The organism is Flavobacterium sp. W1B (genome assembly GCF_047344965.1).
In the GTDB taxonomy this organism is placed as follows: Bacteria; Bacteroidota; Bacteroidia; order Flavobacteriales; family Flavobacteriaceae; genus Flavobacterium.
On record NZ_CP178845.1, the window covers coordinates 1506452 to 1519215 of the forward strand.

A 12764-nucleotide genomic window follows, 5' to 3' on the forward strand; every position below is an offset into this window, starting at 1 on the left:
ATGGAATTTGATTTTCTGCAACCTGTAAATGATGGAATCCTCAAATTGGTACAAGGATTCACTTCCCAGCAATTGGGCAGTAAAATTGTTTTTCATACTAAGGATCAATTTCCGGATTTAAACAAGATTAATATTGCTGTAATCGGTGTTTTGGAAAATCGAGGAAGTGATAATGTTATTGCTAATATTGATTTATCAGCTATTCGTACGGAACTTTATAGCATGTTTCCTGGTAATTGGGATGCTTCTATTGCTGATCTAGGTGATATTTTACCTGGAAATTCTACTACAGATACTTATTTTGCATTGCGCAAAGTTGTTTCCAGTTTAATCAAAAATAAAATTATTCCTATTGTGATAGGAGGTTCTCAAGATTTGACTTACGCTTTGTATAGAGCTTATGATGATTTGGAGCAAATGGTGAATTTGGTGTCTATAGATAGTAAATTTGATTTTGGCAAAGAAGATAATGATGTTTTGGCTTCGTCTTATTTGACCAAAATAATTATTGATGAGCCTAATAATCTTTTTAATTATTGTAACATCGGTTATCAGACTTATTATAATTCGCAAGAAGAGATTGATTTAGTTGAAAAATTATTTTTTGACGCTTATAGATTAGGTGAGGTTTCTAATAATATTGCTATTGCAGAGCCGGTATTTAGGGATGCTGATATTGTTAGTCTTGATTTAAATTCGGTAAAATCATCGGATTCTGGGAATTTTGTAAAATTTATGCCAAACGGTTTTAACGGAAAAGAGATTTGTTCTTTGTCTCGATATGCCGGAATTAGCGATAAAGTATCTTTGTTCGGGATATTTAATCACAATGATTCGGTTCAAGAATCTGTTTTGGTAGCTCAGATTATTTGGTATTTTATTGAAGGCTTTCATTATCGTTCTCATGAATACCCATTTGGTAGTAGAGAAAATTACATAAAGTATATTGTGCCGATAGAAGAAGAAACACTTGTTTTTTATAAGAGCGATAAAACTGACAGATGGTGGATTGAGATACCTTTTGTTTCAAATGGAAGTAATAAATTAAAAAGGAATACGTTATTACCATGTTCTTATGAGGAGTATTTAGGTGCTTGTAATCAAGAATTGCCTGAAAGATGGTGGAAAGCACAGCGTAAGAATGTTCTGTGATTTGTTTTTTAAAATGCGAAAATAACCTTAAAAGTTTAGGATAAATTCTTATTTATGATAATTTATTGTAGGTAAAAACGTATTTATTTATGGTATAATGCTTAAAAATGTACATTTAATCGTTATTTATAGTCTTTTTGTCGATAAATTATTTTTTTTGTAATTTAATTAACTTTAATTTTGAATCGTGAACATATTTTAAGGAAAAAAAATATTGTTTTATTAATAAATAATAAATAGGTTTACACACTTAAAAATAATGAATATAATAACCCAAATTTATATGAAGAAGTTCATTGCATCTATGGCAATTATGGTGCTATTAATTAGCTGTGGGAAGTCAAGTGACAAAGGCGAGTTGGTTGGTGTTAAAGGTGCAAAATGGCATCCAGAGAAACCTTATGGGATGGCTTTAATTCCTGGAGGAGCTTATATTATGGGTAAATCCGATGGGGATTTGGCTGATATTCAGGATGCTCCTACTAAAACGGTAACCGTTAGGTCGTTTTACATGGATGAAACCGAGATCACCAATAGCGAATACCGACAATTTGTGGAATGGGTAAAAGACTCTACATTGAGAGTTCGATTAGCTATTTTGGCAGACATGCAAGGTATGAGTGGTGGAGACGCAAAAGGAAAAGGTAAAAATGCAGGTAGCATTGGAGATTTTGCTTTTAACGATTCTGATCCTGAAAAAATGACCGCTTATGATAAATATATGTACGACAACTATTATAGTGTCGGGACAAAGGATGATCCTTATGCGGGAAGAAAACTAAATAAAAAGGTAAAACTTATTAAAGATCCTAAATTATATCCAGACGAATATTATACCGAAGTTATGGATTCAATGTATTTGCCAATAGAAGCTTCTTATAATGGTTTGAGAACTATGGACGTAAATAAATTGAAATTCCGTTATTCATGGATGGATATTCAAGCGGCTGCTAAAGCAAAAGTAGGAAATAGAAAAGATTTTATTAAAACAGAGGAAGTTAAGGTTTATCCTGATACTACAGTTTGGATTAAAGATTTTGCTTATTCTTATAATGAGCCAATGCACAATGACTATTTCTGGCATAAGGCTTACGGGGATTATCCTGTAGTAGGTGTTAAATGGACTCAGGCTAAAGCTTTTTGTGCTTGGAGAACCTTAAATAAAAATAGCTATATCAAATCTAAAAAGAAAGGTCATGATTTGATAAATAGCTTTAGATTACCAACAGAAGCAGAATGGGAATATGCTGCAAGAGGTGGATTACAGTCGGCTACATATCCTTGGGGTGGACCTTACACTAAAAACGACAGAGGTTGTTTCTTGGCTAACTTCAAGCCAAATAGAGGAGATTATGCTGCAGATGAAGCTTTATATACTGTAGAAGCAAAATCGTATGAGCCTAATGGTTATAATTTGTATAATATGGCAGGAAACGTTTCGGAATGGACAGATTCTTCATACGATCCAAATGCTTACGAATATGTGTCTTCAATGAATCCAAATGTTTTAGATGCTTCAAACAAGCGCAAAGTTGTTCGAGGCGGTTCATGGAAAGATGTTGCTTACTATTTACAAGTAAGTACAAGAGATTTTGAATACGCTGATTCTGCAAGAAGTTTTATCGGTTTCAGAACTGTTCAAGATTATATGGGACTACAAACAACTGGTAACGGAAACGGAAACGGAAGCAGAAGAAAATAAATATCAAAAATTAAATCAAAACCTACTAAATAAATCTACTAAAAACTTTAAAAATTAAAATTATGGCAATACTAGGGAAAAAAGCAATGAATTTCTGTTATGGAATGGGTGCTGCAGTTGTGATCATCGGAGCTTTATTCAAAATAACGCATATCGAGTTCGGTTTTATTACAGGAAATTTAATGTTGACTATTGGACTTGTTGTTGAAGCTGCTATTTTTGCCCTTTCTGCATTTGAACCAGTTGATGATGAATTAGACTGGACACTTGTATATCCAGAATTAGCTAATGGAACACCTGCAACAGCTAGAAAAGCAAAAGTAGAAACAACTGCTGATGCTCAAGGATTATTGTCTCAAAAATTAGATGCTATGTTGAAAGACGCTAAAATTGATGGCGAATTGATGTCAAGTTTAGGAAATAGTATTAAGAATTTTGAATCTGCTGCAAAAGGTATTGCGCCAACTGTAGATTCAATTGCTTCTACAAAAAAATACAGTGAAGAGTTAACTTTGGCAGCTGCACAAATGGAATCTTTAAACAGTTTATATAAAATACAATTACAAAGCGCTTCAAGAAATGCTCAAATCAATGAAGAAGTTGCTGAGAATAATTTAAAATTAAAAGAGCAAATGCAGTCATTGACTTCAAATTTATCTTCTTTGAACAATGTTTACGGTGGAATGCTTTCTGCAATGAATAATAAAGGATAATTAGTTTCAAACTATTAAAAAAATAACTAATTAATTATTAGAAAATATGGCAGGAGGAAAACTAACCCCTAGACAGAAGATGATAAATCTGATGTATTTGATATTTATTGCAATGTTAGCGTTGAATATGTCAAAAGAAGTATTGTCAGCTTTTGGATTAATGAATGAAAAATTTGAAGGCGCAAACTCTTCAGCACAATTATCTAACACTCAGATGTTAGCTGGCTTAGATGCTAAAGCTTCTGAAGCCGGTGGAGAATTTGCAGATGCTTCGGTTACTGCACACAAAGTAGAAGCAATCACTAAGAACTTTTATGATTATATTGGAAATATAAAAACTCAAGTTTTAGAAGGAACTGAAGTTGATCCGGAAACTGGTAAATTGCCTTACGAAGCAATGGATAAAGGAGATAATATAGACCATTTGTGGTTTAGTCCTGCAGGATATTCAGCAAAAGGTAAAGAAGTTATCGCTACAATTGAAAAGTATAAGTCAGATATGAAATCGGCTTTAGGAAATAATAAAAAATTATCTCCTATTCTTTCTGAAGTTGACAGTAAATTTAATTTAGCTAATGTTAAAAATAAAGATGGTGTAGCTATTGAATATTTAGACTATCATTTTAAAGGTTTTCCAGCGGTTGCATCTTTAGCAAAACTTTCTGCTTGGCAGAATGACGTAAAAAAAGCCGAAACAGATGTTTATAATACTTTATTAGGTAAAGCTGCTGTTGCTGCTGCATCATATAGTAATTATCAAGCGATTGTTGTTCTTGATAAAAGTGCTTATTTCCAAGGTGAAAAAGTAACAGGAAAAGTGGTATTAGGAAGATATGATGAAAATACTAAACCTACTTCATTTTCAGGTCCTGGTAAAATTGTAAACGGTCAGGCTGTTATTGCAATGACTGCAGGAAATGTTGGTGAACAAACGATAAATGGTCAGTTTAGTTTTTTAGAAGATGGTAAAAATATACCTCTTAAATTTAAAGGAAATTATGTTGTAGTGCCAAGACCTAATTCGGCTACTATTTCTGCTGACAAAATGAATGTTGTTTATAGAGGTGTTGTAAACCCTATGACGATTTCTTTCGCAGGTGTTTCTGCTGATAAAGTTTCGGTATCAGCTCCAGGTTTGTCTTCAGCTGGTGGTGGTAAGTATAACTTGAGCCCGGGTGCAGGAAATGAAGTTGTTATTAATGTGACAGCTACTTTGAATGATGGCTCAAAAGTTTCGGATAAAAAAGTATTTAGAATTAAAGGTATACCAGGTCCATTGGGAACAATTAGAGGAGATGTAGGTGTTGTAAAAGGACCTAAATCAAATTTAGAAATTGCAACAATTGGAGCGAAATTAGCTGATTTTGATTTTGAAGTTGGATTAGATGTTGTAGGTTTCAATCTTAAAGTTACTGGTCAGCCAACTGTAGTTGTTCAGGGAAATAAGTTGAATGCGCAATGTAAATCAATTATTTCTAAAGCTGGGCGTGGAGATCAAGTTACGATTTCTGAAATTAAAACAAAACTAGTAGGAGCGGGTAGTTATTTATTACCAAGAACTGCTCCGGTAATTTTTGAAATACAATAATAAGTAATTTGCCTTAAAAGCATTTTCAATATCTTATAATCATACCAAGATGAATGTTAAAAATTTTTTAATAGCTATTGTTTCTATTGCTGGGAGTTTTGCCTCTTTTGCGCAATCTAATTTGCTTAATGCAAAAATACCAGAGGAAATAGGACTAAAATCTGCTGCACAACTCATTTCAGATAATGATAAGCCATTAGCTTATGGTTATGTTCATGACAGGGATGTTTTAATGGGGAAAATGACTTGGGAGGTTATTGACTTGAGCGAAAGAATCAATTTCGCTTTGTACTTCCCAATTGACACTGCAAATATTGGTTCTGATAGGCGTTCTTTATATGATGTCTTAACGAAAGCGATTAAAAACGGTTCCATTAGTGAAGTGTATTCAGATAGTTATTTTAATACAAAAAAATCATTCAAAGATATTCAAGCTTCTTTGACACGTGTCGATACTACGGATGCAGGAAGAGAACAATTTAATGCAGGGCAAAAAATATCGCCTGAGTATATCATACCGACGGATTTAACGGCTCAAGATGTTACTCAATATAAGATAAAGGGATATTGGTATTTTGATAAAAGACAGAGTGAATTGAAATATCGTTTACTTGGAATTTGTCCTATTACTCCGGATGTTTACACGATAAATAACGAGGAGAAAGATTATGTTGAATTGTTTTGGATCTTTTTCCCATCTGCAAGAGATGTTTTGCATGAGGCGAAAGCTTTCAATAATAAAAATTCAGCGATGCCGATTTCCTTTGATCAAATATTAAATTCGAGGCATTTTAACGGTGTAATTTACAAAGAAGAAAATGTATACGGAGATCGTGCGATAGCCGAATATATGAAAGATAATGCCCAAAATCAATTACTCGAAGCTGAAAGAGTAAAAGATAAGATACGCAATTTCGAATCAGATATGTGGAATTACTAAATTTCAACATCAATATAAAAAAAACTCTTACCATAACGGTAAGAGTTTTTTTGTTTTAATAGGCTTATCTTTGTTTCGTTTTTTAAAAGTTAGTATTTCAAATGATTGATTATTTAATAATAGGTTCGGGTTTGGCTGGGATTTCTTTTTCTGAAATGGCTTTGCAAAATAATAAGACTGTTTTAGTATTGGATAATAATTCGCAAAACTCTTCCAAAATTGCGGGAGGTTTGTACAATCCGGTTATCTTAAAGCGGTTTAGTGAAGTTTGGAAAGCACAAGAACAATTGGCTTTAATGGAAGAGTTTTATCTTGTTTTAGAAAAGAAGCTAAATACAAAAGTTGATTTTAAAATGCCAATTTTGCGAAAGTTCTTTTCAATAGAAGAACAAAATAATTGGTTTACCGCCTCGGACAAAGAAGCTTTAACGCCTTTTTTGTCAACCCAATTAATATCAAAAAACTATCCAGGGATTGATTCGCCTTATGCTTATGGCGAAGTATTGCATACGGGTTATGTTGATACGGCATTATTGCTAAATAACTATCGTAGCTTTCTTGTGGAGAATCAAATGTTTCGGGAGGAATCATTCGATTATAGTATTTTGCAAGTTGAGAATGGTTTTGTGCGCTACAAGGATATTGAAGCAAAACACATCATATTTGCCGAGGGTTTTGGCTTGCATGCCAATCCATATTTTAATAATCTGCCTTTAGACGGAACAAAAGGAGAGCTTTTTATCATAAAAGCAGCCAAATTAGATCTGGATGTGATTGTGAATACAAGTGTCTTTATTTTGCCTTTAGGTAAAGATTTGTTCAAAGTTGGAGCTACTTACAATTGGAAAGACAAAACGGCATTGCCTACAGATGAGGGAAAGGCCGAACTAATTGAAAGAATCTCTGAAATTTTAAATTGTGAATTTGAAATAGTGGAGCATTTTGCCGGTGTTCGCCCCACCGTAAAAGACAGAAGGCCTTTGGTGGGAACCCATTCGGATTATAGTTCTCTTCATATTCTCAACGGATTGGGAACAAGAGGCGTTATGCTTGGTCCGGCTATGGCCAAAGCGTTATTTGATCATATAGAAAATCAAATTCCTTTAGAGGTGGTAATTGATATAAAAAGATTTCGACCTAAAAATCAGAAATAAAAAATATTATTCCTTTTTATATTTCGGATCATACGAAACAAACATATTGATATAGATATTCCTTGATCCACGAAGTACGTAAGGATACAAAACAAGCAGCGATGCAATTATCGCAATAAAGGCGGTTTTTAAGGAAGAGTTTAGAATTACGTAAGAAATTATAAATGCAGCTATTCCAAGAGCGACATTCAAGCCATAACTTACGTACATTGCGCCATAAAAAAAGGACGGTTCAATTTGATATTTTAAACCACAATGGCTACAATGCTCATGCATTTTCAAAGTAGAGCTTAAATGAAATGGATTTTTATCCAAATACATACTCTCATTCTGACATTTAGGACAAGTTCCTGTTAAAATACTATATAATTTGGATCCTTTTTTTAACATTTGCAAAAAATTTAATTTTCCTTTTTTGGAACTGTAAAATTACAAATTCAAAAAGGAATAAAATAACAATACATGCTTAATATACATAATTTATCGGTTTCGTTCGGAGGTTCTTATTTGTTTGAAGAAGTTACATTCAGATTGGGTGCTGGAGACCGTGTAGGTCTTGTTGGGAAAAACGGAGCCGGAAAATCAACCATGCTCAAAATGTTGGCCAAAGACTTTGCTCCTGATTCGGGAGTTATTTCTCAAGAAAAAGACCTTCGAATGGGTTTTTTACGTCAAGATATCGATTTTGAGCAAGGAAGAACGGTACTTGAAGAAGCCTATGAAGCTTTTACCGATATTAAAATTGTAGAAAAAAAATTAGAAGTAATCAATCATCAATTAGTTACCAGAACTGATTATGAAAGTGAGGAATACAGCCAGATAATTGAAGATTTATCCGATTATACACATCGTTTTGAATTATTGGGTGGTTATAATTATGTAGGTGATACCGAAAAAATTCTTCTTGGTTTAGGTTTCAAAAGAGAAGTATTCGATAATCAAACCGAAACTTTTTCGGGTGGATGGAGAATGCGTATCGAATTAGCCAAGCTATTATTGCAAGCCAATGATGTTTTATTACTGGATGAGCCTACGAATCACTTGGATATCGAAAGTATCATTTGGTTAGAGGGTTTCTTGCGTAACTATCCAGGTGTGGTGGTGATTGTGTCACACGATAAAATGTTTTTGGATAATGTTACCAATAGAACTATCGAAATTTCTCTTGGTAAGGCTTATGATTTCAACAAACCGTATTCTCAATATTTAGAATTGCGTCATGAAATACGCGAAAAACAATTGGCTACACAAAAGAACCAAGCGAAGAAAATTGAAGAAACGGAGAAGTTAATCGAGAAGTTCCGTGCTAAAGCTTCCAAAGCTTCGATGGCGCAATCTTTAATAAAAAAGTTAGATAAAGTAGAGCGTATTGAAGTTGATGAAGATGATAATTCGGTGATGAATATCTCTTTTCCGGTATCAAAAGTACCTGGGCGAGTTGTTATTGAAGCCGAAGATGTAACCAAAAGTTATGGTGACAAAACCATTTTAAAGGATATTTCTTTGTTGGTGGAACGCGGCAGCAAAATTGCTTTTGTGGGACAAAACGGTCAAGGAAAGTCTACTTTTATCAAGGCAATTGTCAACGAGTTTGAATATGAAGGAAGCATAAAGTTAGGACACAATGTTCAGGTAGGTTATTTTGCCCAAAATCAGGCCGAATATTTGAATGGTGAGATTACCTTGCTTCAAACAATGGAAGATGCAGCAACTGATACTAATCGTTCCAAAGTGCGCGATATGTTGGGTTCATTTCTATTCCGTGGCGATGATGTCGAGAAAAAGGTAAAAGTCCTTTCAGGAGGCGAAAGAAATCGTCTGGCGCTATGTAAATTACTTTTGCAGCCTATAAATGTGTTGGTGATGGATGAGCCTACGAATCACTTGGATATAAAATCCAAAAATGTATTGAAAGCTGCTCTTCAAAAATACGAAGGAACTTTGCTTTTGGTTTCTCACGATAGGGATTTTCTTCAAGGAATGTCAAATATCGTATATGAATTCAGAGATCAAAAAATAAAAGAATATTTAGGGGATGTTAACTATTTCTTGGAACAACGCAATTTAGAAAACATGCGTGAGGTTGAGAAAAAAGATGCCATGAAAGTATCGGCACCAAAAGACAGCAACAAAGCTTCTTATGAAGAGCAAAAAAAGGGCAAAGCATTGCAGAATCGTTTAAGTAAAGTAGAAAGTCAAATAAAGCAATTAGAAAAAGACATTCAAAATGATGATAAGATGTTAGCTTCTAATTACGACAAGCATATCGAAGACGCTAAGTTCTTTATGGCTTACAACAAGAAAAAAGCAGAACTGGATAAATTGCTTTCGGATTGGGAAATTGTTCAAGAAGAAATTGATAATTTATAAAAAAGAGAGTCCCAATTAGGGACTCTTTTTTTATGAAATAATTCCAATTAATTTAGAATGTGCAATGGCTTCACTGCTATTTTTAAAATAGCAAACGGTCACGTTTAAAGTCTCCAGATTTTGCAAGGCTTTTATAACTTTTTCTTTTTTTTGTTTGCCCGTTTGGCGTATATAAATTGCTTTTACGGTCAAAGGAAAAATCTTGCTTATCGCTTCGTACAAGAAAGGGTCGTGTTGCGAATCATCTCCAATTAGAACATATTTTAAATTGGGGTAAAATTCTAAAATGTGTTTTATTTTATCAAATTTATGATTGTGACTTCCTCTGCCTGTCCAAAAAAAGTTAGTCAGGCTTGTTTTGATATCTTTCAACAATAAAACGGCTTTGGGAAGTTGGTGAATTTCTGTAAATTTTACAATAAATCGATACAAATTCCATTCACTGCTCGAGATGTAAAAAAAAGCATTTTGTTCTTCTTCATTGCTTCTCCCTGCTAAACTCAAGGCTTTATAATGCGGTACCACATTATCAAAAATCTCGCGAGAAGCAACATTTCTAAACAATAAATGATACATTTTTTTTATAGGATTTAAGGTGTAGGAAACTAAAAACGTATCGTCAATATCAGATATAATACCTAGATTTCCCACTTTTGGCCTTATGTAGCTTTCCTTTGTTGTTATTGTTTTGTTTTCAAAAATGATGCTTACCTCATAATCAACCCATCCATAATTGTCTTGATCCAATGGAATGCAAAATTTAAAATAGCCGTCAGCGAGTGTTTTGGTGTGTATTTTTTTGTTATTGTGTTCTAGATAAACATCGGCGTTTGCTTGGGTTTTAATTCGAAACAAGCTGATAATTGAGCTTGCATTTTTGAAACTGCTGTGTTGGAAATTATAGTCCTTTTTTTTTGTAGGTTTAAATACATGGCCCATCACAATTAGTTCCTGTTCATTGGCATAACCGCGATATAATTTTAAAATAGGCTTCATATTATTTAATAACTTTTGAAGTGTTCTTAAAATTAATTATTTTTAAGGAATAAAAGAAATAAAGTCTTGAAAAAGAATGTGATAATGGTGGTGAATCCTGTTTCAGGAGGCTTTGGAAAATCTGAGTTTATTCAAGAGACAGCCCTTTTTGCGGTCAAGGAAAATTTGAATTTTGTACTTTATGAAACATTAGGTAAAGAAGATATTTCCAAAATAAAAAGCTTGTATAAGATGTTTTTGCCTGAAAGAATTATTGTTGTTGGAGGAGATGGAACTTTAAAAATGGTTGCCGAAGCAGTTCTTGAGGAAGATGTGATTCTAGGGATTTTACCAGCGGGCTCCGCCAATGGTTTAGCGGTTGAATTAGATTTAATAAAAACATTCGACGAAAATTTGAAGATTGCTTTTAGTAATGATTATGCAGAAATGGATGTTATTGTCATTAATGGTCAAAAAAGTTTGCATCTAAGTGATATAGGATTGAATGCGGAACTTATTAAAAACTATGCAAAAAGCTCCAAGCATGGAAAATGGGGATATGCTTTGCAGGCTTTTAATACTTTAGTTGATGTCGATAAATTGTTTGCGGCAACAATTACTGCCAATAATCAAATTGTGGAATGTCAAGCGCGGATGATCGTTATTGCAAATGCACAAAAATACGGTACGGGCGTAATAATTAACCCCGAAGGCGTAATGAATGACGGAAAATTCGAATTGATAATTTTGAAAAATCTGGATTTAAAGGTTTTTGGCAAAATTATCACAGGAAATATGCCGATTGATCTCCAAAATATTGAAATTATTTCGACAGATAAAGCAACCATTCAAACCAATATGCCGGTAAGTTTTCAAATTGATGGAGAATATTTTGGCGCTGTAACGGATCTCAATATTAGTATTTCTCCGCATAAACTGAAAATTGCAATTCCTTGATTTTTTAACTACTTAAAAGGATTGCGCTCTTGCCATTCCATTTTTGGTTCAAAATAACTAAAAGTTTTCGAGACAAATAAGTTGACAAAAGGATTGCTATGTTTCATCAATCCATACATATTGATCGGTTTAGCACCTACGGAGCTTTTAATTTCTAATGCTGTTCTTGCAAAAATGATGCGGCGGTATCCTTTATTTATAGAATAGCCAATCATGTCATAAAGCATATTCAAATACAACATTTTTTCTCGTTGAAAATTTTCATCATATCCAAGGAAATAGGTGTCGATGTCGTTTCCGTTTTTTATTAGAGTATTGAATCCTATTAGTTCTTCTCCGATAAAATAACCGTAAAAAAGAAATCGATCTTTCAATGATTTTTTAAAAATTTCGAAATGATTTTCGGGTAGATAAAAAGTGTTGAACGGAGCGTTTTTAGCCACATTCATGTACAATTGGTATATACGAATGCGGTGATTTGTGATTTCTTCGAGCGATAATTTTCTTTTCGAAATTCCATCCGTTTTTTTTCTGGCTCTTTTATATTGATCGCGGTATTTCTTACTGATGCTGTCAATATAATCATCAAATTGATGCCAGGAATCCCTAATTTCAAAAATCATATTTGGCTGAGTAGAGAACCGAAAGAAAGATTTGTATTTGGGGATTTTGAAATTTTGTATTTCAGGCTCTAAGAAATCTTTAAAAATAGTCAGGTGCACATTCATCCCTTTTTTAGTAAAAACGCTCTTCAGTTCATCGGCTGCATTTTTTAGCAAAAGTAATCCTGCTGCGGTGGGAAGTTTTTTGTCAAAAAAATAGCCGTTCTGTCCCGTTAGCATATTGTTTCCGATGATCAAAACTTTGGAGCTAAGATTCCTAAAAACAAAACTTCTGATTTTTGTTTTGATGCAATTATCACGCTCGCCAAAAGAGGGTATGTCGCTCAAATTAATGAATTGCGATACGGCTAAACCCAGTAATTCCTCATCTTGAAACAAGCCAATATAATGACAACTCATGTTTTTTGGAGCAGATATTTCAAGTACTGTCAAATAATCTCTTGAAAGGAAAATGTTGTTTGTCGCTAAGGAATCCCAATTTGAAGGGAGATTTTTGACTGAAGAATAAATTTTATAGGAGAAATTGGAACTCAATTGACAGAATGTTTATGTTCGTCTAAATTAATATATAAAGTTAAATGCGAAAACGA

11 protein-coding genes are annotated in these 12764 nt (G+C 33.5%); 8 read left to right on the top strand and 3 right to left on the bottom strand.

From position 1 onward, the window contains the following. The 6 genes from ACMDB5_RS06655 to ACMDB5_RS06680 all read left to right on the top strand — a co-directional run bounded on the left by ACMDB5_RS06655 (position 1) and on the right by ACMDB5_RS06680 (position 7249). On the top strand, positions 1-1152 hold the full coding sequence (locus ACMDB5_RS06655) for a formimidoylglutamase (protein WP_414000227.1): 1152 nt from the start codon (positions 1-3) through the stop codon (positions 1150-1152). Between the two features lie 283 nt (positions 1153-1435). Next, positions 1436-2854, top strand: a complete 1419-nt coding sequence (gene gldK / locus ACMDB5_RS06660; RefSeq protein ID WP_414000366.1) for a gliding motility lipoprotein GldK — start codon at positions 1436-1438, stop codon at positions 2852-2854. A gap of 62 nt (positions 2855-2916) precedes the next feature. Further along, entirely contained in the window at positions 2917-3567 is a 651-nt protein-coding gene (gldL, locus tag ACMDB5_RS06665) for a gliding motility protein GldL (protein ID WP_414000228.1), read from the top strand. A 46-nt stretch (positions 3568-3613) separates the two neighbouring features. Next, positions 3614-5155, top strand: coding sequence for a gliding motility protein GldM (gene gldM / locus ACMDB5_RS06670; RefSeq protein WP_414000229.1), 1542 nt, complete (start codon positions 3614-3616; stop codon positions 5153-5155). 49 nt (positions 5156-5204) lie between these two features. Next, positions 5205-6095, top strand: coding sequence for a gliding motility protein GldN (gene gldN, locus ACMDB5_RS06675; RefSeq protein ID WP_414000230.1), 891 nt, complete (start codon positions 5205-5207; stop codon positions 6093-6095). A gap of 101 nt (positions 6096-6196) precedes the next feature. Then, a complete protein-coding gene (locus ACMDB5_RS06680; RefSeq protein WP_414000231.1) occupies positions 6197-7249 on the top strand; it encodes an NAD(P)/FAD-dependent oxidoreductase in 1053 nt (350 codons plus the stop codon). Positions 7250-7255: 6 nt separating this feature from the next. Here ACMDB5_RS06680 and ACMDB5_RS06685 read toward each other — a convergent pair whose 3' ends face one another. Beyond that, positions 7256-7639, bottom strand: a complete 384-nt coding sequence (locus ACMDB5_RS06685) for a DUF983 domain-containing protein (RefSeq protein WP_414000232.1) — start codon at positions 7637-7639, stop codon at positions 7256-7258. Positions 7640-7711: 72 nt separating this feature from the next. Here ACMDB5_RS06685 and abc-f point away from each other — a divergent pair, with 72 nt between their 5' ends. Then, positions 7712-9619 carry a ribosomal protection-like ABC-F family protein gene (gene abc-f / locus ACMDB5_RS06690; protein WP_414000233.1) on the top strand — a complete coding sequence of 636 codons (1908 nt, stop codon included), beginning with the start codon at positions 7712-7714 and terminating at the stop codon, positions 9617-9619. A gap of 30 nt (positions 9620-9649) precedes the next feature. On the opposite strand, the gene ACMDB5_RS06695 is transcribed toward abc-f, so the two are convergent. Next, complete coding sequence (locus ACMDB5_RS06695; protein WP_414000234.1) at positions 9650-10615, bottom strand: App1 family protein; 966 nt, start codon at positions 10613-10615, stop codon at positions 9650-9652. Between the two features lie 66 nt (positions 10616-10681). Here ACMDB5_RS06695 and ACMDB5_RS06700 point away from each other — a divergent pair, with 66 nt between their 5' ends. After that, positions 10682-11551: a diacylglycerol/lipid kinase family protein gene (locus ACMDB5_RS06700; RefSeq protein ID WP_414000235.1), complete on the top strand. Its 870-nt coding sequence runs from the start codon at positions 10682-10684 to the stop codon at positions 11549-11551. 8 nt (positions 11552-11559) lie between these two features. Here the strand turns inward: ACMDB5_RS06700 and ACMDB5_RS06705 are convergent, their stop codons facing one another. Continuing rightward, positions 11560-12708, bottom strand: coding sequence for an 8-amino-7-oxononanoate synthase (locus ACMDB5_RS06705; protein WP_414000236.1), 1149 nt, complete (start codon positions 12706-12708; stop codon positions 11560-11562). Between the last annotated feature and the right edge of the window lie 56 nt (positions 12709-12764).

Coding starts and splice junctions, on each gene's coding strand:
- ACMDB5_RS06655 (WP_414000227.1), top strand. CDS start 1: ATGGAATTTGATTTTCTGCAACCTGTAAATGATGGAATCCTCAAATTG.
- gldK (WP_414000366.1), top strand. CDS start 1,436: ATGAAGAAGTTCATTGCATCTATGGCAATTATGGTGCTATTAATTAGC.
- gldL (WP_414000228.1), top strand. CDS start 2,917: ATGGCAATACTAGGGAAAAAAGCAATGAATTTCTGTTATGGAATGGGT.
- gldM (WP_414000229.1), top strand. CDS start 3,614: ATGGCAGGAGGAAAACTAACCCCTAGACAGAAGATGATAAATCTGATG.
- gldN (WP_414000230.1), top strand. CDS start 5,205: ATGAATGTTAAAAATTTTTTAATAGCTATTGTTTCTATTGCTGGGAGT.
- ACMDB5_RS06680 (WP_414000231.1), top strand. CDS start 6,197: ATGATTGATTATTTAATAATAGGTTCGGGTTTGGCTGGGATTTCTTTT.
- ACMDB5_RS06685 (WP_414000232.1), bottom strand. CDS start 7,639: ATGTTAAAAAAAGGATCCAAATTATATAGTATTTTAACAGGAACTTGT.
- abc-f (WP_414000233.1), top strand. CDS start 7,712: ATGCTTAATATACATAATTTATCGGTTTCGTTCGGAGGTTCTTATTTG.
- ACMDB5_RS06695 (WP_414000234.1), bottom strand. CDS start 10,615: ATGAAGCCTATTTTAAAATTATATCGCGGTTATGCCAATGAACAGGAA.